We start from the raw sequence: 24,370 nt of genomic DNA, 5'->3' as shown, positions 1-24,370 counted from the left end.
CGTCAGAGGATCGGCCCGGCGCCGGGTCCGGAGCTCGGGCCCGGCGGCATCGGAGGGCGTCGCGCGCCCTTGCCGCCACCGCTCAGGCGGCCGATCAGCGAGACGCCGCCCGCGAACGTCAGCGCCATGCCGCCGAAGAGCAGCAGGCTCGGCGCATGGAAGGGCACGTCGACCCAGCGCGGACGGACGACGGCGGCGGTGTTGAACGGCTCGCCGCTGTAGCGGCAGAGCAGCAGCGACGCGTCGCTGCTCAGCATCTCGCCCTCGATCTTGCCGACGAGGCCGTGGACGCCGGCCTGCGGTCGGGCCATGCCGTCCATGTGCAGGAGCAGCGCGCGCACGGCGGCGAGGTAGGCGTGCGAGCACTCGTTGAACGGGCTCGCCTCGTCGCTGACGCTGCCGGGCACCAGGTCCCAGAGGCAATAGGTGCGCTGCAGCGCGGCGAAGTTGAGCAGCCGCCGGAACACCGGGTCGGTCGGCACCTGCTTGGCCGCCAGGGCGAGGATCGCCGTCCGGTTGGCGGCGATGACCGCCATCTCGCCGTGCGACAGGTTGGGGATGGGCAGGCCGCCCGCGCCACTGTCGCCGGCGCCGGCACTGGCGTGATGGGCCCACGCCGGCGCACACAAGGCCAGCCACAGCAGCAGTGCACCTAGTCCGTAACGTGCATCACCGGACCTGGGCACCGGCAGCATCCCCGTCGTCACGGCCGGTCACGGCAGGAGGCGACCCCGCCGGCCGGCCATCCCGTCACCTCGGAACGAATCCTTGCCGTGAGCCGGCCAGGCTGCGCTCGGCGAGGGCGCCGAACAGCAGGCCGAGCGTCGCCCACAGCACCACCTGGATGCCGAGCGCCGCCACGCGGAACTGCCACAGCAGAATCGCGGAGAACTGCTCGGGAACCTCGTTGATGTCGGGCAGCAGGTAGTGCGCGACGGCAATGACGGCGACGAAGAGCAAGCCGCCCCACAGTGCCGCGTTCCAGGCCCCGTGCCGCGCGCTCAGCCGCCGCGCCAGCACCACCGCGGCGAACAGCGCGGCGAGCGAGATCGCCAGCATCACGAAGAACAGCTCGGTCCGGTAGCCGATGGTCTCCGGGTTGCCGACCGCCGGCGGATTGGCCGGATATTTCAGCATCGGCACCAGCACCAGGGCAATGAAGCCGCCCAGCGCCAGCACGGCGGCGGTGGACCGCGGCCCGAGCTGGCCGATGCGTCCGTAGGCGAAGGCGAAGGCGAGCGCGAACAGGCCGCCGACGGCGGCCCCGAACACCATGACCCCGGTGAACAGCCCGAGGCCGGCCTGGGTGGCGCGGCTGACCAGCTCGGGCTCAGGGGCGTCGCCTCTCGCCTGGCTCGCCTGATCTTCGAAGGCGATGGCCCGGTCGACTTGCGGCTCGCCGAAGACGCGGGCGACGCCGAAGGCCAGCAGGCCGGCCACCAGGCCGGCGATCATGCCGCGCAGGAGCAGGTTGCCGACCATGGCCCCCTCCGTCAGTGGCAGGGGAAACCGAGGAGATGGCGGCCGTCGTGGACGAACTCGTGCACGTACGAGCCCGAGAGCAGCGAGGTCGCCCCCTCTTCCGCGCCGATGAAATAGAGGGCGAGCAGGAAGAGCAGGCCGGCAAAGACGGCCCAGGGCAGGACCTGCCCCAGCGGAATGGCAACCGGACGGACGCTCGGCGCAAGGGCGATATCGGACATCGGAACTCTCCCGGGATGACGCGTCCCGTTCGTTGAACGACGGTGGATGCCCGCGGCTGGGACTGACTCACGGCAGCCTGGCGAGACTGACCGATGACAGCGGCGCGACCGTGCCGGATTCACACCGGCTTCCAACTGTGGGCGACCCGGCGAGCCTAGGCGTGGCGACCGGCCCGTGTCAATGAAGCGACACCCCATGCCGACAGCGGATGGCCCATGGCGCGACGCCTGCTTCTGATCTGTCACGGCGCGACCGCGGCGACGCGGCGCGGCGCCTTTCCTGCCGACGAGCCGCTGGAGGATGCCGCCGCCGCCCGGGCGGCAACGTTGCGGCCGCTGCTGGGGCGCAGCGACCGAACCTTCACCGCCCCGGCGCTGAGGGCGCGGCAGACGGCAGACGCCATGGCGCTCGCGGCCCAGGTCGACGCGGACCTCCGCGACCTCGACCTCGGCCGCTGGGCGGGATGCGGACTGGCCGAGGTCCATGCGGCCGAGCCGGAGGGCCTCGCGGCCTGGCTCGCCGACGCGGAGGCGGCGCCGCACGGGGGCGAATCGCTGGCGGCGTTGCGGCGGCGGACGGCGGACTGGCTCGCCGGGCACGTCGCCGACCGCGGCGCGACGCTCGCGGTCAGCCATGCCGCGGTGATCCGGGCGGCGGTGCTCACCGTGCTCGACGCCCCGTCGCGGTCGTTCTGGCGCCTCGACATCGAGCCGCTGAGCATCACCGAGCTGCGCAGCGACGGCACCCGCTGGACCCTGCGCGCCGTGGGGCGGCCGTTTGGCGATGGATAACCGGGTCAAGCCCAGCCATCCGTCCGCTCAACTCCGCCGTGCCGGCAGGCCGCCGCGGCGCAGCAGGAATACGCCCTGGGCGCCGAACAGGTTCCAGAACCACCAGGGGGCATTGACGCGCACCCTGGCGCCGCGGGCATCCAGCGCGAACGACCGCTCCATGACGATATCCGCCTTCTCGCACAGGGCCACGAAGTCGCGGATCGTGCACAGGTGGATGTTCGGCGTGTCGTACCAGGCGAACGGCATGTTCGGCGTCACCGGCATGCGGCCGGCGAAGCCGACCTGCAGGCGGATGCGCCAGTGGCCGAAATTGGGAAACGAGACGATGGCGCGGCGGCCGATGCGCAGCATGTGCTCGAGCACCCGGCGCGGGTGGCGCGTCGCCTGCAGCGTCTGCGACAGCACCACGTAGTCGAAGGCATCGTCGGGATAGGCGCCGAGGTCGGTGTCCGCATCCCCCTGGATGACGGACAGGCCGCGGGCGACGCACGTGTTGACGCCCTCGCGCGACAGCTCGATGCCGCGCCCGTCGACGCCGCGCTCGCGTTCCAGGAGCTCGAGCAGGGCGCCGTCGCCGCAGCCCACGTCGAGCACGCGGGCGCCACGCTCGACCATGTCGGCCACCAGCAGGAGGTCGACGCGGCCGACGGTCGGCGACGGCGTTGCCGACGGCTCAGACATGTCCTGACCGGCCGAGGCGGTGCTGCCGCTCATAGCCCGCGCGCCCGGGCGGCGGCGGCGAGGAAGCCGCCGGTGGTGGCGAAGAATTCCGGCTCGTCGAGCAGGAAGGCGTCGTGGCCCTTGTCGCTCTCGATCTCGACGAAGCTCACCGATGCCGCGACCGCGTTGAGGGCATGCACGATGGCGCGCGAGCCGGCCGTCGGGAACAGCCAGTCGGAGGTGAAGGACACGACGCAGAAGCGTGTGCGGCTGCCCTTGAAGGCGTTGGCCAGCACGCCGCCGTAATCGGCGGCGAGGTCGAAGTAGTCCATGGCGCGGGTGAGGTAGAGGTAGCTGTTGGCGTCGAAGCGCTCGACGAAGGCTTCGCCCTGGTGGCGCAGGTAGCTTTCCACCTGGAAGTCGGCGTCGAAGGAGAAGGTCGGGGCGTCGCGGTCCTGCAGCCGGCGCCCGAACTTGCGGTGCAGGGTGGCCTCGGAGAGATAGGTGATGTGTGCGCCCATGCGCGCCACGGCGAGCCCCTTCGACGGCCTGACGCCATCGATGAAGTAGCGCCCGCCACGCCAGTCCGGATCCGCCATCACGGCCTGGCGGCCGACCTCGTGGAAGGCGATGTTCTGCGCCGAGTGGATGCAGGCGGCGGCGATGGGAATGGCTGAGAACACCCGCTCGGGGAAGCTCGCCGCCCATTGCAGCACCTGCATGCCGCCCATGGAGCCCCCGACGACGCAGAACAGGTTGTCGATGCCCAGGCGATCGAGCAGCAGTGCCTGGGCCCGCACCATGTCGCGCACGGTGACCACGGGGAAATCGAGGCCGTAGGGCGCGCCCGTCGCCGGATTGATCGAGGCGGGCCCCGTGGTGCCGAGGCAGCCGCCGATGACGTTGGCGCAGATGACGAAGAACCGGTCGGTATCGATCGGACGGCCGGAGCCGACGAGGGTTTCCCACCAGCCGCGCTTGCCGGTCACCGGGTGGATGTTGGCGACATGCTGGTCGCCGGTCAGGGCATGGCAGACCAGGATGGCATTGGAGCGGGCGGCATTGAGCGTGCCGTAGGTCTGGTAGGCGATCTGCCAGGGTGCCAGCAACACGCCCGCATCCATGGCCAGCGGCCGTCCGGCGTCGAACTCCATCACCGGGCTCGATGGCGCATTGGCCTCCGACGGGCCCGCGGCCGGCGCGGCAACGTCGTCACGTGGGCCCGGGCCGAGCCGGCGGGGATCGTGAAGCGGATGCGCAGACGCCACCACATGGCCTCCCGGACAGCGCTGCCGGGCCAAGCCACGGCACTAAAAAACCCGGCCGATATAACGGAGCCGGGTCAACGAAGCTGTCCACGGCCATTTAGCGATTTGTTTAACGTGGCTGCAAGCCGGCCGGCCAAATCACCACGATGGTCTTCGCTTAATCCGGGCCGGTGCACCCGTCAAGACGTTCGTTATAGCGGACGACGGCTTCGCCGTCGCCCCCCACGCCCGTGGCCGACATGACCGCCGGGCCGAGGCAGCGCGGCCGGGCCGGCCCTGGTGATCGCCGGCTGGAGGGGCAGGCTTTCTCCGCTCGCCAAAGGCGCCTACAAGCCGCGGGAGCGTTTTCCGGCAACCTGCGAGACTGGACCGCCATGTCAGAGCCCATCGGCCCCGCGGCCAACGCCCAGCTGGCGACGCTCCGCCAGGAGATCGACCGCATCGACGCGGAGATGCACGCGCTGTTGATCGAGCGCAGCCAGATCATCGACCGGCTGATCACGGTGAAGAGCACGCAGGCGTCCGGCTCGGCCTTCCGCCCCGGCCGCGAGGCGGCGATGATGCGGGCGATCGCGGCCCGCCATCACGGCTCTCTGCCGCTCGACACGGCCGAAGGCATCTGGCGCGTCATCATCGCCACGTTCACCTTCCTACAGGCGCCCTTCAGCGTGCACGCCGACGTGTCGTCCGGCGATGGGCCGATGCGCGACTCGGCCCGCTTCCATTTCGGCTTCACCGTCCCCTATGTGCCCCATCCGGGCGCCGCGGCCGTCATCGCGGCGGTCGCCGCATCGGCCGGCGATGTCGGCATCTTCCGCCCCGACAGCGGCACCTCCTCGGGCCCGTGGTGGGAGGCGCTTACCGGGCCGGGCACGCCCAAGATCATCGCCCGGCTGCCGTTCATCGAGCGGCCGGACCATCCGGCCGGCACGCCCATCTTCGTCGTCTCCAAGCCGTTGGCGGACGCCGCCGTGCGCGAGACCGTGCTCGTGGCGGCGCACGTCGAGCGATGGCGACGTAGCGCCCACACCCAGCTCGCGCCCCTGGGGGCCGAGGTCATCGGCAGCGCCGGCCTGCGCGGCGGCCTCTCGGTGCTGATCGCCGTGCCCGGCACGACGGCCCTCGACGGGCTGCGCGAGACCCTGGCCAGGGCCACCGGCGGCCGGGCGGATCTCGCCGAGGTCGGCAGCCACGCCGACCGCTTCCGCCTGCCGGACAGGACGGCCCGCGCCGCCGAAGAGCCCGCGCCGGCAGCCTGAACGGGGCCGCGCCGGGCGCCGCGCGGGTCACGCGCCTCCCGCCCCCGAACGGGGCCGGGCTCACCCGGGATCCGCCGCCCGCGACGAAGCGTCAGCTCTCCCGGCCTGTGAAAAGCGGTGTCACAGGGCGGGGTAGATGCGCTAAAGCAGGCGGTTACCGGCGCTTGAGCACTTTGTGATCGGATGTGATGATCCGATCACAAAGTGCTCCAGACGCCCGTGACCAAAGATGCGCCGTGCCGACAGCGTCGGCGCCGCGCGTAGAGCTGGAGTTCACCATGGCCCCTCGCCCGGTCCGTCCGGAGCCGCGTCCCGGCGTCCTCTCGATCGCCCCCTACATCCCCGGCCGCAGCGAAGCCCCCGGCGCCGCCAAGGTCTACAAGCTCTCGTCCAACGAGACGCCGCTGGGTCCGAGCCCGCGCGCGGTGGAAGCCTACCGGGCGGCGGCCGACCATCTGGAAGCCTATCCGGACGGCTCATCCCTGCGCCTGCGCCGCGCCATCGCCGACAAGTTCGGGCTCGACGCCGACCGCATCGTCTGCGGGGCGGGCTCGGACGAGTTGCTCAACCTGATCACCCACGCCTACATCGGCCCGGGTGACGAGGGCGTGTTCACGCAGCACGGCTTCCTGGTCTACCGCATCGCCATCCTGGGGGCGGGCGGCACGCCCGTGGTGGCGCCGGAGCACAGGCACACCGCCGACGTGAACGCCATCCTGGCGTCGGTCACGGCGCACACCAAGGTCGTCTTCCTCGCCAACCCCAACAATCCGACCGGCACCTACCTGCCGGCGGCGGAGATCGAGCGGCTGCACGCCGGCCTGCCGCCGCACGTGCTGCTGGTGATCGATGCGGCCTACGCCGAATACGTCACCCGCGACGACTACATCCCGGGCCTCGAGCTGGCGGCGCGCCACGACAACGTCGTCATGACGCGGACCTTCTCGAAGATCTACGGCCTGGCCGCGCTGCGCATCGGCTGGGCCTATGGCCCGGCCCACCTGATCGACGCCGTCAACCGCATCCGCGGCCCGTTCAACGTCGGCGCGCCCGCCATCGCGGCCGGCGCCGCGGCGATCGGCGACCAGGACCACGTCGCTGCCGCCGTCGCCCACAACAACCGCTGGCTGCCGTGGCTGACCGAGGAGATCGGCAAGCTCGGCCTCGCCGTGACGCCCAGCGTGGCCAATTTCGTGCTGGTGCACTTTCCCGACGAGCCCGGGCACTCGGCCAGGGACGCCGACGCCTTCCTGGTCAAGCGCGGCCTCGTGGTGCGGGCGGTCGCCGCCTACGGCCTGCCCAACGCCCTGCGCATGACCATCGGCAGCGAGGAGGCCAACCGGCTGCTCGTCGCCGCGCTGGCCGAGTTCCAGGCCGGGACGGCGCCGGCACCGGAGGCGCGTGTCGCCCATGCCTGACCGGTTCGGACAGCGGCTCGCCGAGCCGCTGGTGCAGCGGCTGGCGATCGTCGGCATCGGCCTCATCGGCTCGTCGATCGCCCGCGCCGCGCGCCAGCGCGGGCTGGCGCACCGCATCGCCATCGCAGATCACAGCGCCGAGGCCGCCGAGACCGCCCGACGGCTCGGCCTCGGCGACGACGTGGGCACGGACGCCGCGGCGGCGGCGCGCGACGCCGACATCGTCATCCTATGCGTGCCGGTCGGTGCCTGCGGCGCCGTGGCGGCCGAGATCGCCGGCGCCCTGAAGCCGGGTGCGATCGTCTCCGACGTGGGCTCGGTCAAGGCCTCGGTCGTCGCCCAGGTGGCCCCGCACCTGCCCGAGGGGGTCCATTTCGTGCCGGCCCACCCGGTCGCCGGCACCGAGAACTCCGGCCCGGAGGCCGGCTTCGCCACGCTGTTCCTCAACCGCTGGTGCATCCTGACGCCGCCCGAGAGCACGGCCGCCGGCGCGACCGCGGCGCTGCGGGCGCTGTGGGAGGGCATGGGCGCCAACGTCGAGACCATGACGGCCGAGCACCACGACCTGGTGCTCGCCATCACCAGCCACCTGCCGCACCTGATCGCCTACAACATCGTCGGCACCGCCGCCGATCTGGAGACGGTGACGCGCTCGGAGGTGATCAAGTTCTCGGCCGGCGGCTTCCGCGACTTCACCCGCATCGCCGCCTCCGATCCGACCATGTGGCGCGACGTGTTCCTCCACAACAAGGACGCGGTGCTGGAGATGATCGGCCGCTTCAACGAGGACCTGGCGGCCCTGGCGCGCGCCATCCGCTGGAGCGACGGCGACGCGCTGTTCGAGCTGTTCACCCGCACGCGCGCCATCCGGCGCGGCATCATCGACATCGGCCAGGAAACGGCGGAGCCGGACTTCGGCCGCCGCCACGCCGAGGCGGACCCGGAGTGATCGGCGGGCGACCGCCATCATCCCGCTCTATGTCGTTCTCTAAGCATGATCTTGTCCAAAAGCCGGCGTCCACTTTTTGGGATCGTGCTCTTAGGGAGACCTGACCATCGCAGCGCGGTGTTGCCGCGGCGGAGAAGGCGTGGGGCACGACATGGGACTGGGCGTCAACATGAGCTGGCTGCGTGCGCGGGCGCCGCGGCTGAGCAAGCTCGCCGAGGTGGGGTGGCTGCTGGAATCGCAGAGCTCCAGCTTCATCTGGGAAGCGCCCCGCAAGGTGTCGCGCTTCGAGCCGGCGCCCAACCACGCCAAGTCCGTCGCCTACTGCCCGGCCGTGCTCGACTACGAGTCGCGCCTGTTCGAGGTGTTGTCGCCCATCGACCTGCACCTCAAGTTCAGCGTCGACGAGAAGACCAAGACGCCGCGGCTCATCAACGGCGCCGGCGACGCCTCCTCGATCCGCACCAAGCACCTCGGCCAGATGGTGGTCGTCGTCTCGCCCAAGGAGTGGCGGCATCCCGCCCGCCCGCTGTTGCAGATGATGACGCCCTACATCTTCATCGCCGACGAGCCGGTCTACATCAACCAGATGCCGCCGTTCCTGCACTACCGGCCGGCAGCCCTGCCCGGCCTGCTCGTCGGCGGACGGTTTCCCATCGACGTGTGGCCGCGCCAGCTCGTCTGGGCCTTCGAATGGCATGACCCCAAGCAGGACATCGTCATCCGCCGCGGCGAGCCGCTGTTCTACGCGCGCTCGAGACCCAGGACCCGTCGCGGCCCGTGCGCCTGATCGAGGCGGACATGACGCCGCCCCTGCAGGAGTACATCAAGGGCCTGTCGGGCGTGACGAACTACGTGTCGCGCACCTTCTCCCTGTTCAACACGGCCCGGCAGCGCCGACCCAAGACCCTGCTCACGCCCAAGGTCCGGTAGCCTCCGCTCAATAGAGCGGAGGGATCCGCGCGACGGCGAACGGACCGATCATCACCTGCCCGTTGGCGAGCACCACGGTGGGCAGCGCCGTCATCGCCGGGGCGCCGCCGGGCGCCGCCGCCGGCCGGCCCAGCATGCCGAGCCCGCCCGCGATCAGCCCGCCGAGGCCGCCGCCGCCGCCGCGACCGGTGAAGGCGGCGACGAGCTCGCCCAAGCCAGCGGCCCGGGCGCTGATCCGGCCGGCCGGGCGGTGCAGCTCGTCGAGCGTCAGCGTGCCGTTCGCCTCGAGCTGCTGTGGTCCCTTGTCGAGCTTGAGCAGCACCAGATCGAGCTGGCCGCCGCGGCCGCGCCATTGCTCGAACTGGGCCGGCCCGGCGCCGGTGAAGAAGGCGCTGGCCTGCGTGGCCGCCGCCTGCAATTCCAGCGACGTCGGCTCGGCCGAGCGCAGCAGCTGGTCGAGCAGCGGGATCGTCGCCTTGTCGAGGCGGCTCACCAGGTCGAAGGCGCCCTGCTCGGCCGGCCGGTCCGGATCCGGCCGCACGTGCGCCTCGAACAGCTGGCCGCGCGCCAGCGGCGTCTCGCTACCGTCGGCCGCGACCAGCGTGAGATTGGGCTCGCGGATGACACTCGACAGCCGCACCAGGCCGCCCTGGCCGCGCCGGACGCTGATGTCGAAGGCCGCCCAGCCGAGCTTCGCCGCCTGGCCGGTGACGGTCGACTTGACGATGAGCGGCCCCTTGAGATCGGCCACGACCAGATTGGGGTCATAGATCTGGGCTGCGGCGACGAAATGCGCGACGCTGCCCTCGATCGGGCCTTGCGGCGTGTTGCCCGAGAACGTCGGCGCCTCGCAGGCCAGCTCGAAGCGCATGGGAAAGCCGGCGACGCGGCGGTCCGGGCACACCCAGTTGCGCCCGTGCGCCGCCTCCTGGGTAAACCAGCCGTCCATCGCCGCCTCGACCTGCTGCCGCGCCAGAAACCAGAAGGCGCACCAGGCGATGGCCAGGACCAGCAGCACGAGATAGGGGAGGTAGAGGGCCCAGCGGAACGGGCGGCGCGGCGGGGTTACGCGTTCAAGGGACCTGTCGCTCACACGTGACTCCTCGCTTGGGCCTGTCCGGGACGTTCAGCCGCGTCATACATGCAGGCCGGATTTGAGGCGACAAGATGCTCACAGCTGCTCGGCGGCCGCTCGCCATTCAAGCCTCGGCACGGCGCTTTTTGTCGATCAGCGCCTGGGCTTCATCCATGACCTCCTGATGCGAAACGGCCGGGCCTCGGTCGGCCAGCGCCTCCTGAACCCTAGCCCGAAACCAGGCATCGTAAGCAGCGGGATCGGCCGCGAGGCCAGCCGGCAACGCCCCCTCCTTGGCAATGCGGGTTAGCAACATGCGCACGGCGTCGGAGACGGTCAGGCCAAAGTTGGCCAGCTTTTCTGCCGCGGCGGCCTTCAACTCGTCATCGACGCGGACATGCAGCATCGAGGTGCGCGCAGCCATCGTTCGGTCCTCCTGGATCAACCTCCATCTTGTATCTCAAATGAGATACGATCAAGGCGCCATGGCCGAGCCCAGGGGAAGCCCGAGATCCAAGGCAGTAGTGCATCCAAGGCTGCGATCGGCGGTCTCATCGGCCTCGTAGCATCTTGACCCCGCTCGCCATCCACTCAAGAACATCGCGGCAGTGAATCGTCCAATCGTACCGATCCCGACCATGTGGGCCTTTCCCCTTCGATCGCAACGGCGCCATCGCAGCCGCGCGGCGCGCCGGTGGCCGGCATGAGCGCGGCCGACGAAGACCTGTGGGTGTTCGGCTATGGCTCGCTGATGTGGCGGCCGGGCTTCGACTTCCTGGAGCGCCATATCGGGCGCGTGCACGGCTATCACCGCTCGCTCTGCATCTATTCGTACCACCATCGCGGCACGCCGGAGGCCCCCGGGCTAGTGCTCGGCCTCGACCGGGGTGGCTCCTGCCGCGGCGCGGCCTTCCGGGTGGCGGCGGCCCATCGGGACGAGACCATCGCCTATCTGCGCGAGCGCGAGCAGGTGACCTCGGTCTACCTGGAGCGCACCGCCTCCGTCACCCTCGACACCGGCCCCACCGTCAAGGCGCTGGTCTACGTGGTCGACCGCGCGCACATCCAATACGCCGGCCGCCTGGCGTCGGCGGAGGTGGTGCGCCTCGTGCGCCACGGCGTCGGCCAGTCCGGCCTCAACCCGGACTACGTGCGCAGCACGTACGCCCATCTGCTCGAGCTCGGCGTCGATGATCCGGTGCTGAGCCACGTCGTGGACGCACTGGACGGGGACACGTCACTCCGCGCGCCCGAGCCGATCGCGGTCGAGCCCGATTAGCGCCTCGAGGGCGTCCGTGATCTCGCCGGCAGGGCGGCCGACCAGGGTGACGGTGTTGAGCGCCCCGAAGATCAAGTCACGCAGCAGCTGCGGATCGGGTGCCGGCGGCAGGACGCCGGCGCCCTGGGCGTCCTTCACGAGCTCGGTCCATCGCGAGACGTAGGTCCGCTGCAGCTTGCGCGCCGCGGCGCCGGCAGCGTCCTTGCGGAAGGTCGGCGAGAGCACGGCGACCGTGTAGTCGGGCAGCTCGTGGACGGCCGTGGCGTGGGCGCGGATCGCGGCACCGAGCCGCGTCACCGCATCGGCACCGTCGGGCAGCGCCGCGAGCGCCGCATCCAGGTATCCCAGCGTCGCGCTGAGCCCCTGGGCGAGCATCGCCTCGATCAGCTTGTCCTTCGAGTCGAAGTGGAAGTAGATGCTGCCAGTCTTGAGGCCGGCGGCATCGGCGATCGCCGTGATGCTGGCGCCGGCGATGCCGGTGCGGGCGACCTCGGCGGCAGCCGCATCGAGCAGGCGCCGGCGGGTGCGTTCGCCCTTCGACTCGTAGGCGGCAACGGTGACTGGTCGCGTCTCGTCGTGCGTCACCGCGGGCTCGCTGGCGGGTGGATCTGGCTAATTAATCCGCCGCGCGTAGCCCTGCCAGTAGGGCTCGCGCAGAACGTGCTTGAGCACCTTGCCGGTGGCGGTGCGTGGCAACGCCGCAACGACGTCGACGCTGGTCGGGCACTTGAACCCGGCGAGCCGCCGGCGGGCAAAGGCGATGACCTCGTCCGGGCTCACGGCGGCGCCCGCCTTGGCCACGACGATCGCCTTGACGGTCTCGCCCCAGCGCGCATGGGGCACGCCGATCACCGCCACCTCGGCCAGGTCGGGATGGCCGGCCAGCACGGTCTCGACCTCGACCGGATAGACGTTCTCGCCGCCGGAGATCACCAGGTCCTTGGCGCGGTCGACCAGGAAGATGCGGCCGTCCGCGTCGAGCCGGCCGAGATCGCCGGTCCTCAGCCAGCCGTCGGGGGTCAGCGCCCGCGCCGTCTGCTCGGCATCGTTCCAGTAGCCGACCAGGTTCTGCTCCGAGCGCGTCCAGATCTCGCCGACCTCGCCGCGTGGCACGTCGCCGCCCGTGGTGGGCGAGACCACCCGCACCGCGACCCACGGATAGGGCCGGCCGGCGGACAGCAGGAGGTGCGCCAGCGGCCCGCCGGGATCATGCTCGTGCGCCGGCAATTGGGCGAACGCGCCCGTGGCTTCCGTCAGACCGTAGATCTGCACGAAGTCGAAGCGCAGCGCCGCCATCGCCGCGGTGAGCGCCGTCGGGCTGATCGGTGCCCCCGAATAGAACACCCGGCGCAGGTCGAGCCGACGCTCGGCGACGCCGGGGACGCCGCATACCGCCGACAGCATCACCGGCACGAAGAAGGCGGTCGTCACGCGCGCCCGCTGCAGCATGTCCAGCACCTTGGCCGGTTCGAAGTCGCGCACGAGGACGCAGCGCGCGCCGCGCGCGAGGCTGGCCAGCGCCCACGCCAGGCCGCCCATGTGGAACAGCGGCAGCGCCACCAGGCTCACGTCGTCGGACGTAAATCCCCAGGCGGCGGAAATGTCGGTGAGCAGCACGCGCAGGTTGGTGCCATTGGCGAACATCGCGCCCTTGGGCCGGCCCGTCGTGCCGCTGGTGTAGAGCTGGAAGGCGATGTGGCCCGGCTCGGCCGGCACGCCGGGATCCTCGGGCGGCCCGCACCAGTCTGCATACGTCGCCCAGCCGGGATGGGCTGCAAGCGCGACGACGGTGTTCGGCGCAGCCTTGAGCGACGGGGCCACCGTCGGGTCGACAAAGGCGGCCGCAGCCTGCGCATCCTCGACGACCGCCGCGAGCTCGTCCGGCGCGAGCCGCCAGTTGATCGGCGTCAGGATGGCGCCGGCAAGCGCGCAGCCGAAGAGGATCTCGAAATATCGCAGGTCGTTCTTGCCGAAGTAGATGACGCAATCCTGCGGCTTGACCCCGTCCCGCACCAGCGACCCGGCAACCCGGCAGGCCTGCTCGTGCAGGTTGGACCATGTGACGGTCACACCGTCGGCATCGAGCACGACCTTGTCCGGCGCCGCCTGGACCCCGGCGGTCAACAGCGCACGCAAGCTCTCCATGGCTTCCCCTCCTCCGTGGACTTGTTGTTTTTTGCGCCGGTGCAGCAGACGCCGCTGACGGTGCAACCGCGCACCTCGCCCCGCTTGCGGGGAGAGGTCGCCTTGCGCGGCAGCGCAAGGCGGGTGAGGGGGCGCCCAGGAGACGACTCAAGGCCGGTCACGCCGCGCGGGTAGCCCACTCACCCCGCCCTCCCCGCAGGCGGGGCGAGGCTGCGCGGCGGCTCTGTCGGTGCCTCTTCGAAGCCGCTGCACGATCCCGCTACCGCGCCGTCGCGCCCCGGTAGAGCCCGATCTGCTTCATCAGGCCGAGCAGGTCGTAGGTGGCGTAGAGCCGGCAGGCGCGGTCACCGCGGAAGTCGAAGACCTCGTGGCCGGAGAAGTCGAAGGCCTTGCCTGTCCCCTCGATCCCCGGCGGGTCGATGCGGCCCGTGAAATGGCCGGTGCCGCGCCAGGTGAAAGCCGCGCGGGCCTCGTGGTCGGCGAACATCGGCGGCGCCGTCACCTCCCACTGGAGGTCCGGGTACGCGCCCAGCACGTAGCGGATGTAGCCGATCGTCGCCTCGTGGCCCTGCACCTTCCAGCCCGTGTGGCGGGTGGTGGGGCTGTCGAGCACGAAATCCTCGGTGAGGATGTCCCGCACCCGCTCCGGCCGGTTGCTGTTCCAGCAGTCGATCCATCCGTCGGCGTACCACTGCACGGCGAAGGTCCGGTCCAGCGGAGCCGGATCCGGCTCTGCAACACGCCCATGCATGAGCATATCTCCCTAAAATCTAAATCTATATAGAAACTAAAAATAATTAGATTTTTAGTCAAGCGACGGCCGACGCCGGGAATCACGCTGCTCGTGACCCGCAGGAGGCTGGCCCTGCGCGCGCCGATCGGCGTAGAACCGAGTCGGCGCCACGCACCTGCACACCGATGACCCGGCCAGATCCATCCGAGAGCAGCCTCACCGTCGCCATCGTCGACGACAACCTCGTGCGGGCGACGATCCTCGAGGAGGGCCTGCACATGGCCGGGATCGAGCGCGTGAGCGTGCTCTCCGGCACGACCAACCTGCTGCGCCAGCTCGTCGCCATCGATCCGGACGTGGTGATCATCGACCTGGAGGACCCCAGCCGCGACGTGCTGGAGCAGATGTTCCAGGTGTCGCGGGTGGTGGCGCGGCCCGTCGCCATGTTCGTCGACCGCTCCGACCGGGCCATGATCGAGGCGGCGGTGGACGCCGGCGTCTCCGCCTACATCGTCGACGGCCTCAAGCGCGAGCGGGTGAAGCCGATCGTCGACATGGCCATCAGCCGCTTCAACGCCTTCGCCCGCCTCCGGGGCGAGCTGGAGGCGGCCAAGACCGAGCTCGCCGAGCGCAAGGTCATCGACCGCGCCAAGGGCATCCTGATGAAGAACCGCGGCATCGGCGAGGACGAGGCTTACGCGCTGCTGCGCAAGACGGCCATGAACCAGAGCCGCAAGCTGGTGGAGGTGGCCCGCAGCCTGGTCACCGCCGCGAGCCTGCTCGACGGGGGCGAGCCATGACCGAAACCGTGCGAGCCGGCTTCATCCCGCTGCTCGACGCCGCCCCCCTGGTCGTCGCAGCCCGCCTGGGCTTCGCCGCGGCGGAGGGCCTGACCCTCGATCTCGCCCGCGAGACCAGCTGGGCCAACATCCGCGACCGGGTCGCCATCGGCCATTTCGACGTGGCGCACATGCTGGCGCCGATCCCGGTAGCCGCGGCCCTCGGCCTGCTGCCGCTGGCCGCGCCGATGATCGCGCCCTTCGCCTTCGGCCTGGGGGGCAACGCGGTGACGGTGTCGCGGCCGCTGTGGCAGGCCTTGGCAGAGGCCGGGGCGGGCAGCGACGGCGTGCCGGCCGCGGTGGGCACGGCGCTGGCGCAGGTCATCGCGGCGCGGGCGGCGGCCGGCCAGCCGCAGCTCACACTGGCCGTCGTCTTTCCATTCTCGGCGCACAATTACGAGCTGCGCTACTGGCTCGCCGCCTGCGGCATCGATCCCGATCGCGACGTCCGCATCGTCGTGGTGCCGCCGCCGTTCGTCGTCGACGCCCTGCGCGAGGGGGTGGTGGACGGTGTGTGCGTCGGCGAGCCCTGGAACTCGCTCGCCGTGGAGGCGGGCGTCGGCGTCATCGCCGTCACCGGCGCCGCCATCTGGCGCTCGGGGCCCGAGAAGGTGCTGGGCCTGCGCACCGATTGGGCGGAGGCCCATGGCGAGACCCTGGCGGCGCTGCTGCGCGCTCTCTACCGCGCCTCGCTCTGGTGCGGCGCGCCGCAGAACCGGGCCGAGCTGGCGCGCCTGCTCGCCGGCCCGGACCTGCTCGACAAGCCGGCAGAGGTGCTCGAGGCGTCGCTCGCCGGGCGACTGGTCGTCGCCGACATCGCGCCGCAGGCGCCGCGCGGCGACGGGCTGACCTTCGGCGGCGCAGCCGCCACGTTCCCGTGGGCCAGCCACGCGCTGTGGTTCTACAGCCAGATGGTGCGCTGGGGCCACGCCGACTACCGGCCCGAGGCGGCTCTCGCCGCCCGGCGCGCCTACCGGCCCGACCTCTACCGCGCGGCGCTCAAGGACACGGACGCCGACCTGCCCTCCGCCAACGCCAAGGTGGAGGGCGCGCTGACGGCACCGACGCCGGTCGCCTCCAGCGGCGGCCGGCTGGTGCTCGGCCCGGACGGCTTCTTCGACGGCCGCATCTTCGATCCGGACCGCATGGAGGATTACCTCGCCGGGTTTGCCGCCGAGCGCGGCGCCGGCGCCTGAGCATCGAGGCCGCGCGCCCGACATGCCTGCACTGCTGCATGAATGCGCGTGTTGCACCGCAAAAAGGCAGATGCTGCCGATAACATAATCTTGCGACGACGCCCCTTAGAGCGGTATCAAAGTAGACGTCAGTTGGAGTTCTGAGATCGAGCGACAGCGCTTCATCTCCTCCGGCGTGACAGCGTCGGCCAACGATGGCCGAGTAATTCCAAGTACATTTCTGGCCCATTGAAGGGCGAACGGCAGCGTTGCCGATGGATGTCTTCGCGGCACGTGCCGGATCACAGCCATCGCGCAGCGCTTTTTGTCGTTCGCTAGAGCGCTTCGCGATTGGGTGGAACCACCCGATCGCAGAGAAGCGCTCCAGAATCAAAGAGTTGGAGCATTTCTATACAATCGGATGACCTCATCCGATTGCGGAATGCTCGACCCCGCAGCATCGGCCCGCCACCGCGGCGGCCTCATCGGCGAGAGGATCGCGCATGACGTTCAAGCACTTGCCACCGGCGGCGTTGACGCGGGCGATCACCATGGCCGCAGCAACGGCGATCGCCACGCTGGCCGGGCCGGGCGCCATCGCCAAGCCGCTCGCAGTGGAAAAGGACGAGCTGAAGCTCGGCTTCATCAAGCTCACCGACATGGCGCCGCTGGCCATCGCCAAGGAGAAGGGCTTCTTCGAGGACGAGGGCCTCTACGTCACCCTGGAGCCGCAGGCCAACTGGAAGGTGCTGCTCGACCGCGTCATCACCGGCGAGCTCGACGGCGCCCACATGCTGGCGGGCCAGCCGCTGGCCGCGACCATCGGCTACGGCACCAAAGCGCGCGTCGTCACGCCCTTCTCGATGGACCTGAACGGCAACGGCATCACCGTCTCCAACGAGGTGTGGAGCGAGATGAAGCCCAACATCCCCACCGGCCCCGACGGCAAGCCCGCGCACCCGATCCAGGCCACCGCCCTGAAGCCCGTCGTCGAGCGCTGGAAGGCCGACGGCAAGGCCTTCAAGATGGGCATGGTCTTCCCGGTCTCGACGCACAATTACGAGCTGCGCTACTGGCTCGCCGCCGGTGGCCTGAACCCCGGCTACTACTCGAAGAGCGACACCACCGGCACCATCAAGGCCGACGTGCAGCTCTCGGTGACGCCGCCGCCGCAGATGCCGTCGACGCTCGAGGCCGGCACCATCAACGGCTATTGCGTCGGCGAGCCGTGGAACCAACAGGCGGTGTTCAAGGGCGTCGGCGTACCCGTCGTCACCGATTACGAGATCTGGAAGAACAATCCGGAGAAAGTCTTCGGCATCACCGCCGAATTCGCCGAGAAGAACCCGAACACCACGCTCGCCCTGGTCAAGGCGCTGATCCGCGCAGCCGAATGGCTCGACGCCGACGGTGGCGCCCACCGCGCCGAAGCAGTCGCCATCCTGTCGCGACCCGAATACGTCGGCGCCGACGCCGCCGTCATCGCCAATTCCATGACCGGCACCTTCGAATACGAGAAGGGCGACAAGCGCCCGGTGCCCGACTTCAACGTCTTCTTCCGTTACAATGCGACCTACCCGTTCTATTCGGACGCCGTCTGGTATCTCACCCAGATGCGCCGCTGGGGGCAGATCCCCGAGAGCAAGGACGACGCCTGGTACGCGGAGACGGCCAAGAGCGTCTACCGCCCCGATCTCTACCTCAAGGCGGCGCGCCTGGTGGTCGAGGACGGCAAGGCCAAGGAGGCCGATTTCCCCTGGTCCTCCGACGGCTACCGGGCGCCCACCGCCGAGTTCATCGACGGCGTCACCTACGACGGCCGCAAGCCCAACGCCTACCTCGACAGCCTGCCCATCGGCCTCAAGGGCAAGCAGACGGTCGAGGGCGCCGACGTGGTCGGCAACTAGGGCGGCTCATGAGTGCTCACGACCAAGCCGCAAGCCGACCTCTCCCCGCAAGCGGGGCGAGGTGCGCAGCTGGACCGTTAGCCGGCACCACAATGCGTCGGCCGCTCCCGTCAACCTCCGTCAGGACCGCCCCATGACCGCCGCCACCGACATGATCCCCGTTGCGTCCCGTGCGGACTGGCGCGACGGCGCCTTCCGCCGGCTCGACCGGGTGAAGCCCCACCTCGCGCTGCTCGGCCTCGGCTTCCTGGTCAACATCGCGCGCGCCGCGCTCGGCGACTGGTCGAAGGCCAACCTCAAGGATTTCGTCGCCGGCTTCGTCGTGCCGCTCATCGGCATCGCCGTCTTCCTCGCCGCCTGGGCGGCGCTGGCGCCGCGCGTCGTCACCTCGCTCGGGGCCATCCCCGGCCCGGCGCAGGTGTGGACGCAGGCGACGGCGCTCTACGCCGACCACACGGCGGAGCGCGCCAAGGAGCGGGCCTTCTATGAGCGCCAGCAGGCCCGCAACGCCGAGCTCACGGCGGCGGGCCAGGGCGACAAGGTGAAGCTGCGCGCCTACACCGGCAAGCCCACCTACATCGACCAGATCGTCACCAGCCTGAAGACGGTGGCGCTCGGCTTCCTCATCGCCACGCTGATCGCCGTGCCGGCCGGCATCATGTGCGGGCTGTCGCGCACCGTGAACGGCGCCCTGAACCCGCTGATCCAGATCTTCAAGCCGGTGTCGCCGCTCGCCTGGCTGCCGATCGTCACCATGGTGGTGTCGGCGCTCTACGTCGACCCGTCGGAGGCGCTGCCGAAGTCGCTGGTGATCTCGGCCATCACCGTGACGCTCTGCTCGCTGTGGCCGACCTTGATCAACACGGCCCTTGGCGTCGCGTCCATTGACAAGGACCTCGTCAACGTCGGCCGCGTGCTGCAGCTCACGACCGCCACCACCGTGCGCAAGCTGGTGCTGCCGTCGGCCATGCCGCTCATCTTCACCGGGCTCCGGCTGTCGCTGGGCGTCGGCTGGATGGTGCTGATCGCCGCCGAGATGCTGGCGCAGAACCCGGGCCTGGGGAAGTTCGTCTGGGACGAGTTCCAGAACGGCTCCTCGCAGTCGCTGGCCAAGATCATCGTCGCCGTCATCACCATCGGCCTCATCGGCTTCCTGCTCGACCGCATCATGTTCGCCTTGCAGCAGGCGTTCGCCGCCTCGGCGCGGCGCTGAGGAGGCTCCGATGGCGATCCTGGCTCTCAACGGGGTAGGCAAGGGCTACGGCGAAGGCGCCGGTGCCACCGACGTGCTCCGCGGCATCGACCTCGAGGTCGAGGAGGGCGAGTTCATCGCCATCGTCGGCTTCTCCGGCTCGGGCAAGACCACCCTGGTGTCGCTGATGGCGGGCCTGACCGAGCCCGACGCCGGCACCATCCTGGTCCGCGGCAAGCCCATCACCGGGCCAGGGCCCGACCGCGGCGTGGTGTTCCAGTCCTACTCGCTGATGCCGTGGCTCACCGTGCGCGGCAATATCGAGCTCGCCGTGGAGGCGACGGCCCCGGCGTTGAGCAAGGCCGAGCGGCGGGCCCGCGTCGCCAAATACATCGACATGGTCGGCCTCTCCCACGCCGCCGACCGCAAGCCGGCAGAGCTCTCCGGCGGCATGCGCCAGCGCGTCGCGGTGGCCCGGGCGCTCGCCTGCGAGCCGGATATCCTGCTGATGGACGAGCCCCTGTCGGCGCTCGATGCGCTGACCCGCGCCAAGCTGCAGGACGAGTTCGCGGCGATCAGCGCCAAGGCCGGCAAGACCATCGTGCTGGTCACCAACGACGTCGACGAGGCGATCCTGCTCGCCGACCGCATCATCCCGCTGAAGCCCGGACCGGGTGCTGCCCTCGGCCCCTCCTTCGCGGTGACCATCCCGCGCCCGCGCGAGCGCGCGGCGCTCAATCACGATCCGGCCTTCAAGCGCCTGCGCGCCGACATCACCAGCACCCTCATGGCCCTCGGCGCCGACCGCGGCAGCAGCGGCGAAGAGCGCCGGCTTCCCGACGTCAAGCCGGTGACGCAGCTGGAGCCGGTGCCGGACGTGGTGCGCGAGGCCGGCCGCTCCGCCTTCCTCGACCGCTACCTGGAGTTCTTCGCGCTGCGCAAGGTCTACCCGACGCCGAAGGGGCCGCTGACCGTCGTCGAGGACTTCTCGCTGATCATGAAGAAGGGCGAGTTCGTCTCGCTCATCGGCCACTCCGGCTGCGGCAAGTCGACGGTGCTGTCGATGGTCGCCGGCCTCAACGACATCTCCGGCGGCGGCATCGTGCTCGACGGCCGCGAGGTCGCGGGCGCCGGGCCCGACCGGGCCGTCGTCTTCCAGGCGCCGTCGCTGATGCCGTGGCTGACGGCGCGCGAGAACGTCGCGCTCGGCGTCGACCGGGTCTACCCGCACGCGACGGCCGCCGAGCGGCGCGAGATCGTCGAATACTACCTGGCCCGGGTCGGCCTCGCGGACGCCATGCACCGGCCGGCGGCGGAGCTCTCCAACGGCATGAAGCAGCGCGTCGGCATCGCCCGCGCCTTCGCGCTCTCGCCCAAGCTGCTGCTGCTCGACGAGCCGTTCGGCATGCTCGACAGTCTGACGCGGTGGGAATTGCAGGACGTGCTCATGGACGTCTGGCGGCGCACCCGCGTCACCGCCGTCTGCGTCACCCATGACGTGGACGAGGCGATCCTGCTCGCCGACCGGGTGGTGATGATGTCGAACGGCCCCAACGCCCGCATCGGCAACATCATGGAGGTCGACCTGCCGCGCCCGCGCTCGCGCCAGGAGCTGATCGAGCACCCCGACTACTACGCCTACCGGGAAGAGCTGCTCGAGTTCCTCGAGGCCTACGAGGGTGGCGCGAATCCTGCTGCCGAACGGCTGGACGCGATCCGGGCGAAGCGCGCCCGGCGCACCGGCCGGACGGCCGAGACGGCTCCGCAATGGGCGGCGGAATAGGAGCATCTGCCATGTCACCGGAAGAGATCGACCGCGTCCAATCCTCCTTCGCCCGAGTGGCGCCCATCGCCGATGCGGCGGCCGGCCTGTTCTACGGCCGGCTGTTCGAGATCGCGCCGGAGGTGAAGCCCCTGTTCAAGGGCGACATGGCGGAGCAGGGCCGCAAGCTGATGGCGACGCTGGGCGTCGTCGTGAAGGGCCTGGGCAACCTCGAGCAGATCCTGCCGGCAGCCCGGACGCTCGCCGTCCGCCACGTCGCCTACGGCGTTCGGCCCGAGCATTACACGCCGGTCGGCGAGGCGCTGCTGTGGACCCTGGAGCAGGGCCTGGGCGACGCCTTCACGCCGGAGACGCGCCATGCCTGGACCGGCGCCTACACGGCGCTCTCCGGCGCCATGATCGCGGCGGCCTATCCCGACGTCCAGGCAGCGGAGTGATCGCCATGCCCGAAAGACTTGTCATCGTCGGCAACGGCATGGCCCCCGGGCGCATGCTGGAGCACCTCCTGGAGAAGGCGCCCGGCCGCTACGAGGTGACCATCTTCAACGCCGAGCCGCGGGTGAACTACGACCGCATCATGCTGTCGCCCGTGCTCTCCGGCGAAAAGGACTTCGAGCAGATCGTCATCCACGGCGACGGCTGGTACATCAAGCACGGCATCACCCTCTACAAGGGCCACAAGGTCGTGGCGCTCGACCGCGCCGCCAGGACGGTGACCTCGGAGCACGGCGAGACGGTCGGCTACGACAAGCTGGTGATCGCCACCGGCTCGGTGCCCTTCATCATCCCGGTGCCGGGCCACGACCTGCCGGGCGTGCTCTCCTACCGCGACCTCGACGACGTCAACGCCATGCTGCTCGCCGCCCAGTCGCGGCAGAAGGCCGTGGTGATCGGCGGCGGCCTGCTCGGCCTGGAGGCGGCGGCAGGCTTGCAGGCGCGCGGCATGGAGGTGACCGTCATCCACCTCATGCCGACGCTGATGGAGCGGCAGCTCGATCCCGCCGCCGGCTACCTCTTGCAGAAGGCGGTGGAGGAGCGCGGCATCCGCGTCATCACCGGCGCCAACACCAAGGCGATCCTCGGCGACCGCAAGGTCGAGGGGGTCGAGCTCGCCGACGGCACCATCCTGCCGGCGACGCTGGTGGTCATGGCCGTCGGCATCCGGCCCAACGCCAGCCTCGCCAAGGAGGCGGGGCTCGCCGTCAAGCGCGGCATCCTGGTCGACGACGGCATGCGCACCTCCGACGAGGACATCCTGTCGCTGGGCGAATGCGCCGAGGTCGGCGGCCAGGTCTACGGCCTCGTGGCGCCGCTCTACGAGATGGCGCGGGTGGCCGCCGCGCGGCTCGCCGGCGACGACACGGCCGGCTTCGTGCACAGCGACACGCCGACCAAGCTCAAGGTCACCGGCATCGACCTGTTCTCGCTCGGCGACTTCGCCGACGGCGACGACCGCGAGGACATCGTGCTGCGCGACGCCCGGGCCGGCGTCTACAAGCGGGTGATCCTCCAGGACAACCGCATCATCGGCACCGTGCTGTTCGGCGAGACGGCGGACGCCACCTGGTTCAGCGACCTCAAGAAGAAGGCGGTCGACATCTCCGAGATGCGCGACACGCTGATCTTCGGCCAGGCCTACCAGGGAGGGTCCCCCCTCGACCCTACGGCGGCCGTTGCAGCCTTAGCGGATGATGCGGAGATCTGCGGCTGCAACGGCGTCTGCAAGGGCACCATCACCAAGGCCATCGCCGACAAGGGCCTGACCTCGCTGGCCGACGTCCGCGCCCATACCAAGGCGTCCGCCTCGTGCGGCACCTGCACCGGCCTGGTCGAGCAGCTGATGACGCTGACCCTCGGCGACGGCTTCAAGGCCGCCGCGGCGCCCAGCATGTGCAGCTGCACCGAGCTCGGCCACGCCGACGTGCGCAAGCTGATCCGCGCCCACCGCCTCAAGTCGGTGCCGGCGGTGATGCAGGAGCTCGGCTGGACGACCCCCAACGGCTGCGCCAAGTGCCGGCCGGCGCTCAACTACTACCTCGTGTGCGAGTGGCCCGGCGAATACCAGGACGACAGCCGCTCGCGCTACATCAACGAGCGCGTCCACGCCAACATCCAGAAGGACGGCACCTATTCGGTGGTGCCGCGCATGTGGGGCGGCGTGACCACGCCGGCCGAGCTGCGCGCCATCGCCGACGTGGCCGACAAGTTCAAGATCCCGACCGTCAAGGTCACCGGCGGCCAGCGCATCGACCTGCTCGGCGTGCGCAAGGAGGACCTGCCGGCGGTGTGGGCCGACCTCGGCCGGGCCGGCATGGTCTCGGGCGCCGCCTACGCCAAGGGCCTGCGCACGGTGAAGACCTGCGTGGGCAAGGACTGGTGCCGCTTCGGCACGCAGGATTCCACCGGCCTCGGCATCAAGATCGAGAAGCGCATGTGGGGCTCGTGGACGCCAGCCAAAGTGAAGCTCGGCGTGTCCGGCTGCCCGCGCAACTGCGCCGAGGCGACCTGCAAGGACATCGGCGTGATCTGCGTCGACAGCGGCTACGAGATCCATTTCGCCGGCGCCGCCGGCCTCGACATCCGCGGCACCCAGGTGCTGTGCAAGGCCAGCGAGGAAGAGGAGGCCATCGCGATCATCGTGGCGCTCACCCAGCTCTACCGCGAGCAGGGGCACTACCTGGAGCGGATCTACAAATGGGCCGACCGCGTCGGCCTCGACTCGATCCGCGCCAACGTCGTCGACGACCTGGTGAAGCGCCAGGCCCTCTACGAGCGCTTCATGGACTCGCAGAAGACCGCGCAGGTCGACCCCTGGGCCGAGCGCGCCTTCAAGGGCGTCGACGCGCACGAGTTCGCGCCGCTGGCGGACTTCAGCTTCAAGGAGGCGGCGGAATGAGCGAGGCCAGCTGGATCGACGTGGGTGCCGAGGCCGACGTGCCGCCGCTCGGCTCGCGCGTGGTGCGGGCACCGGCCGGCGACATCGCCGTGTTCAAGGCCGCCGACGGCACCGTGTTCGCCCTGTTCGACCGCTGCCCGCACAAGGGCGGGCCGCTGTCGCAGGGCATCGTGCACGGCCATGCGGTGACCTGCCCGCTGCACAACTGGGTCATCGGCCTGGCCGATGGCGCGGCCCAGGGCGCCGACCACGGCTGCACCGCGACGGTCGCGGTGAAGGTTGAGGCGGGGCGGGTGCTGCTCGCCGCCGCGGCGCTGCGGGCCGGCGCCCGCGCCGCCTGACGTCGCACAGCCGAGGGGTGGGG

Annotated in this window: 25 protein-coding genes and 1 riboswitch; of the genes, 15 read left to right on the top strand and 10 right to left on the bottom strand. The window is 70.5% G+C overall.

Annotated elements, in window-relative coordinates:
• Nucleotides 1-2: 2 nt before the first annotated feature.
• The 3 genes from ACZ5PO_RS09245 to ACZ5PO_RS09235 form a co-directional block, all read right to left on the bottom strand.
• Nucleotides 3-686, bottom strand: coding sequence for a hypothetical protein (locus ACZ5PO_RS09245; RefSeq protein WP_464192550.1), 684 nt, complete (start codon nt 684-686; stop codon nt 3-5).
• Between the two features lie 64 nt (nt 687-750).
• Nucleotides 751-1,482: a CbtA family protein gene (locus ACZ5PO_RS09240; protein ID WP_464192548.1), complete on the bottom strand. Its 732-nt coding sequence runs from the start codon at nt 1,480-1,482 to the stop codon at nt 751-753.
• 11 nt (nt 1,483-1,493) lie between these two features.
• Nucleotides 1,494-1,703 (bottom strand): CbtB domain-containing protein, encoded by a 210-nt coding sequence (locus ACZ5PO_RS09235; RefSeq protein WP_464192545.1) that lies wholly within the window; start codon nt 1,701-1,703, stop codon nt 1,494-1,496.
• Nucleotides 1,704-1,919: 216 nt separating this feature from the next.
• Here ACZ5PO_RS09235 and ACZ5PO_RS09230 point away from each other — a divergent pair, with 216 nt between their 5' ends.
• Entirely contained in the window at nt 1,920-2,495 is a 576-nt protein-coding gene (locus tag ACZ5PO_RS09230; protein WP_464192543.1) for a histidine phosphatase family protein, read from the top strand.
• 27 nt (nt 2,496-2,522) lie between these two features.
• Here the strand turns inward: ACZ5PO_RS09230 and metW are convergent, their stop codons facing one another.
• Entirely contained in the window at nt 2,523-3,179 is a 657-nt protein-coding gene (gene metW / locus ACZ5PO_RS09225) for a methionine biosynthesis protein MetW (RefSeq protein WP_464196768.1), read from the bottom strand.
• 29 nt (nt 3,180-3,208) lie between these two features.
• Nucleotides 3,209-4,312 (bottom strand): homoserine O-acetyltransferase MetX, encoded by a 1,104-nt coding sequence (gene metX / locus ACZ5PO_RS09220; protein WP_464196766.1) that lies wholly within the window; start codon nt 4,310-4,312, stop codon nt 3,209-3,211.
• Nucleotides 4,313-4,503: 191 nt separating this feature from the next.
• Nucleotides 4,504-4,581: riboswitch (SAM riboswitch) on the bottom strand.
• A 219-nt stretch (nt 4,582-4,800) separates the two neighbouring features.
• Between metX and ACZ5PO_RS09215 the strand changes: the two genes are divergently transcribed.
• From ACZ5PO_RS09215 to ACZ5PO_RS09195, 5 genes are all read left to right on the top strand, one after another.
• On the top strand, nt 4,801-5,685 hold the full coding sequence (locus ACZ5PO_RS09215; protein ID WP_464192541.1) for a chorismate mutase: 885 nt from the start codon (nt 4,801-4,803) through the stop codon (nt 5,683-5,685).
• Nucleotides 5,686-5,963: 278 nt separating this feature from the next.
• Complete coding sequence (hisC, locus tag ACZ5PO_RS09210; protein ID WP_464192538.1) at nt 5,964-7,103, top strand: histidinol-phosphate transaminase; 1,140 nt, start codon at nt 5,964-5,966, stop codon at nt 7,101-7,103.
• Nucleotides 7,096-8,052, top strand: a complete 957-nt coding sequence (locus ACZ5PO_RS09205) for a prephenate/arogenate dehydrogenase family protein (protein ID WP_464192536.1) — start codon at nt 7,096-7,098, stop codon at nt 8,050-8,052. The genes hisC and ACZ5PO_RS09205 overlap by 8 nt, the downstream gene beginning before the upstream one ends.
• A 139-nt stretch (nt 8,053-8,191) precedes the next feature.
• Nucleotides 8,192-8,839, top strand: a complete 648-nt coding sequence (locus ACZ5PO_RS09200) for a hypothetical protein (protein WP_464192534.1) — start codon at nt 8,192-8,194, stop codon at nt 8,837-8,839.
• Between the two features lie 11 nt (nt 8,840-8,850).
• Nucleotides 8,851-8,982 (top strand): hypothetical protein, encoded by a 132-nt coding sequence (locus ACZ5PO_RS09195; protein ID WP_464192531.1) that lies wholly within the window; start codon nt 8,851-8,853, stop codon nt 8,980-8,982.
• A gap of 7 nt (nt 8,983-8,989) precedes the next feature.
• Here the strand turns inward: ACZ5PO_RS09195 and ACZ5PO_RS09190 are convergent, their stop codons facing one another.
• Entirely contained in the window at nt 8,990-10,075 is a 1,086-nt protein-coding gene (locus ACZ5PO_RS09190) for a DUF2125 domain-containing protein (protein ID WP_464192529.1), read from the bottom strand.
• A gap of 106 nt (nt 10,076-10,181) precedes the next feature.
• Nucleotides 10,182-10,481: a type II toxin-antitoxin system RelB/DinJ family antitoxin gene (locus ACZ5PO_RS09185; protein WP_464192527.1), complete on the bottom strand. Its 300-nt coding sequence runs from the start codon at nt 10,479-10,481 to the stop codon at nt 10,182-10,184.
• A gap of 279 nt (nt 10,482-10,760) precedes the next feature.
• Here ACZ5PO_RS09185 and ACZ5PO_RS09180 point away from each other — a divergent pair, with 279 nt between their 5' ends.
• Nucleotides 10,761-11,336, top strand: a complete 576-nt coding sequence (locus ACZ5PO_RS09180) for a gamma-glutamylcyclotransferase (protein ID WP_464192524.1) — start codon at nt 10,761-10,763, stop codon at nt 11,334-11,336.
• Here ACZ5PO_RS09180 and ACZ5PO_RS09175 read toward each other — a convergent pair.
• The 3 genes from ACZ5PO_RS09175 to ACZ5PO_RS09165 form a co-directional block, all read right to left on the bottom strand.
• Complete coding sequence (locus tag ACZ5PO_RS09175) at nt 11,295-11,921, bottom strand: TetR/AcrR family transcriptional regulator (RefSeq protein ID WP_464192522.1); 627 nt, start codon at nt 11,919-11,921, stop codon at nt 11,295-11,297. The genes ACZ5PO_RS09180 and ACZ5PO_RS09175 overlap by 42 nt on opposite strands.
• Before the next feature lie 27 nt (nt 11,922-11,948).
• Nucleotides 11,949-13,481, bottom strand: coding sequence for an AMP-binding protein (locus ACZ5PO_RS09170; RefSeq protein ID WP_464192520.1), 1,533 nt, complete (start codon nt 13,479-13,481; stop codon nt 11,949-11,951).
• A 259-nt stretch (nt 13,482-13,740) separates the two neighbouring features.
• On the bottom strand, nt 13,741-14,232 hold the full coding sequence (locus ACZ5PO_RS09165; protein WP_464192517.1) for an ester cyclase: 492 nt from the start codon (nt 14,230-14,232) through the stop codon (nt 13,741-13,743).
• 167 nt (nt 14,233-14,399) lie between these two features.
• Here ACZ5PO_RS09165 and ACZ5PO_RS09160 point away from each other — a divergent pair, with 167 nt between their 5' ends.
• The 8 genes from ACZ5PO_RS09160 (at nt 14,400) to nirD (ending at nt 24,347) form a co-directional block, all read left to right on the top strand.
• Nucleotides 14,400-15,014 (top strand): ANTAR domain-containing response regulator, encoded by a 615-nt coding sequence (locus ACZ5PO_RS09160; protein ID WP_464192515.1) that lies wholly within the window; start codon nt 14,400-14,402, stop codon nt 15,012-15,014.
• Nucleotides 15,011-16,249: a CmpA/NrtA family ABC transporter substrate-binding protein gene (locus ACZ5PO_RS09155; RefSeq protein WP_464192513.1), complete on the top strand. Its 1,239-nt coding sequence runs from the start codon at nt 15,011-15,013 to the stop codon at nt 16,247-16,249. The genes ACZ5PO_RS09160 and ACZ5PO_RS09155 overlap by 4 nt, the downstream gene beginning before the upstream one ends.
• 482 nt (nt 16,250-16,731) lie before the next feature.
• A complete protein-coding gene (locus ACZ5PO_RS09150) occupies nt 16,732-18,135 on the top strand; it encodes a CmpA/NrtA family ABC transporter substrate-binding protein (RefSeq protein ID WP_464192510.1) in 1,404 nt (467 codons plus the stop codon).
• A gap of 133 nt (nt 18,136-18,268) precedes the next feature.
• Complete coding sequence (locus tag ACZ5PO_RS09145; RefSeq protein ID WP_464192508.1) at nt 18,269-19,348, top strand: ABC transporter permease; 1,080 nt, start codon at nt 18,269-18,271, stop codon at nt 19,346-19,348.
• A 10-nt stretch (nt 19,349-19,358) separates the two neighbouring features.
• On the top strand, nt 19,359-21,110 hold the full coding sequence (locus ACZ5PO_RS09140; RefSeq protein ID WP_464192505.1) for an ABC transporter ATP-binding protein: 1,752 nt from the start codon (nt 19,359-19,361) through the stop codon (nt 21,108-21,110).
• An 11-nt stretch (nt 21,111-21,121) separates the two neighbouring features.
• Nucleotides 21,122-21,547: a globin family protein gene (locus ACZ5PO_RS09135; RefSeq protein WP_464192503.1), complete on the top strand. Its 426-nt coding sequence runs from the start codon at nt 21,122-21,124 to the stop codon at nt 21,545-21,547.
• A gap of 5 nt (nt 21,548-21,552) precedes the next feature.
• On the top strand, nt 21,553-24,006 hold the full coding sequence (gene nirB / locus ACZ5PO_RS09130; protein ID WP_464192501.1) for a nitrite reductase large subunit NirB: 2,454 nt from the start codon (nt 21,553-21,555) through the stop codon (nt 24,004-24,006).
• A complete protein-coding gene (gene nirD, locus ACZ5PO_RS09125; protein ID WP_464192499.1) occupies nt 24,003-24,347 on the top strand; it encodes a nitrite reductase small subunit NirD in 345 nt (114 codons plus the stop codon). The genes nirB and nirD overlap by 4 nt, the downstream gene beginning before the upstream one ends.
• Nucleotides 24,348-24,370 lie beyond the last annotated feature (23 nt).

The sequence above is a fragment of the Chelatococcus sp. KU-N122 genome (assembly GCF_055391085.1).
This window is presented reverse-complemented; position numbering and strand designations above follow the sequence as displayed.

What these genes read in the sequence shown, in the direction of transcription:
- ACZ5PO_RS09240 (WP_464192548.1), bottom strand. Translation starts at nt 1,482, where the DNA reads ATGGTCGGCAACCTGCTCCTGCGCGGCATGATCGCCGGCCTGGTGGCC.
- ACZ5PO_RS09235 (WP_464192545.1), bottom strand. Translation starts at nt 1,703, where the DNA reads ATGTCCGATATCGCCCTTGCGCCGAGCGTCCGTCCGGTTGCCATTCCG.
- ACZ5PO_RS09230 (WP_464192543.1), top strand. Translation starts at nt 1,920, where the DNA reads ATGGCGCGACGCCTGCTTCTGATCTGTCACGGCGCGACCGCGGCGACG.
- metW (WP_464196768.1), bottom strand. Translation starts at nt 3,179, where the DNA reads ATGTCTGAGCCGTCGGCAACGCCGTCGCCGACCGTCGGCCGCGTCGAC.
- metX (WP_464196766.1), bottom strand. Translation starts at nt 4,312, where the DNA reads ATGGAGTTCGACGCCGGACGGCCGCTGGCCATGGATGCGGGCGTGTTG.
- ACZ5PO_RS09215 (WP_464192541.1), top strand. Translation starts at nt 4,801, where the DNA reads ATGTCAGAGCCCATCGGCCCCGCGGCCAACGCCCAGCTGGCGACGCTC.
- hisC (WP_464192538.1), top strand. Translation starts at nt 5,964, where the DNA reads ATGGCCCCTCGCCCGGTCCGTCCGGAGCCGCGTCCCGGCGTCCTCTCG.
- ACZ5PO_RS09205 (WP_464192536.1), top strand. Translation starts at nt 7,096, where the DNA reads ATGCCTGACCGGTTCGGACAGCGGCTCGCCGAGCCGCTGGTGCAGCGG.
- ACZ5PO_RS09195 (WP_464192531.1), top strand. Translation starts at nt 8,851, where the DNA reads ATGACGCCGCCCCTGCAGGAGTACATCAAGGGCCTGTCGGGCGTGACG.
- ACZ5PO_RS09185 (WP_464192527.1), bottom strand. Translation starts at nt 10,481, where the DNA reads ATGGCTGCGCGCACCTCGATGCTGCATGTCCGCGTCGATGACGAGTTG.
- ACZ5PO_RS09180 (WP_464192524.1), top strand. Translation starts at nt 10,761, where the DNA reads ATGAGCGCGGCCGACGAAGACCTGTGGGTGTTCGGCTATGGCTCGCTG.
- ACZ5PO_RS09170 (WP_464192520.1), bottom strand. Translation starts at nt 13,481, where the DNA reads ATGGAGAGCTTGCGTGCGCTGTTGACCGCCGGGGTCCAGGCGGCGCCG.
- ACZ5PO_RS09165 (WP_464192517.1), bottom strand. Translation starts at nt 14,232, where the DNA reads ATGCATGGGCGTGTTGCAGAGCCGGATCCGGCTCCGCTGGACCGGACC.
- ACZ5PO_RS09160 (WP_464192515.1), top strand. Translation starts at nt 14,400, where the DNA reads ATGACCCGGCCAGATCCATCCGAGAGCAGCCTCACCGTCGCCATCGTC.
- ACZ5PO_RS09155 (WP_464192513.1), top strand. Translation starts at nt 15,011, where the DNA reads ATGACCGAAACCGTGCGAGCCGGCTTCATCCCGCTGCTCGACGCCGCC.
- ACZ5PO_RS09150 (WP_464192510.1), top strand. Translation starts at nt 16,732, where the DNA reads ATGACGTTCAAGCACTTGCCACCGGCGGCGTTGACGCGGGCGATCACC.
- ACZ5PO_RS09145 (WP_464192508.1), top strand. Translation starts at nt 18,269, where the DNA reads ATGACCGCCGCCACCGACATGATCCCCGTTGCGTCCCGTGCGGACTGG.
- ACZ5PO_RS09140 (WP_464192505.1), top strand. Translation starts at nt 19,359, where the DNA reads ATGGCGATCCTGGCTCTCAACGGGGTAGGCAAGGGCTACGGCGAAGGC.
- ACZ5PO_RS09135 (WP_464192503.1), top strand. Translation starts at nt 21,122, where the DNA reads ATGTCACCGGAAGAGATCGACCGCGTCCAATCCTCCTTCGCCCGAGTG.
- nirB (WP_464192501.1), top strand. Translation starts at nt 21,553, where the DNA reads ATGCCCGAAAGACTTGTCATCGTCGGCAACGGCATGGCCCCCGGGCGC.
- nirD (WP_464192499.1), top strand. Translation starts at nt 24,003, where the DNA reads ATGAGCGAGGCCAGCTGGATCGACGTGGGTGCCGAGGCCGACGTGCCG.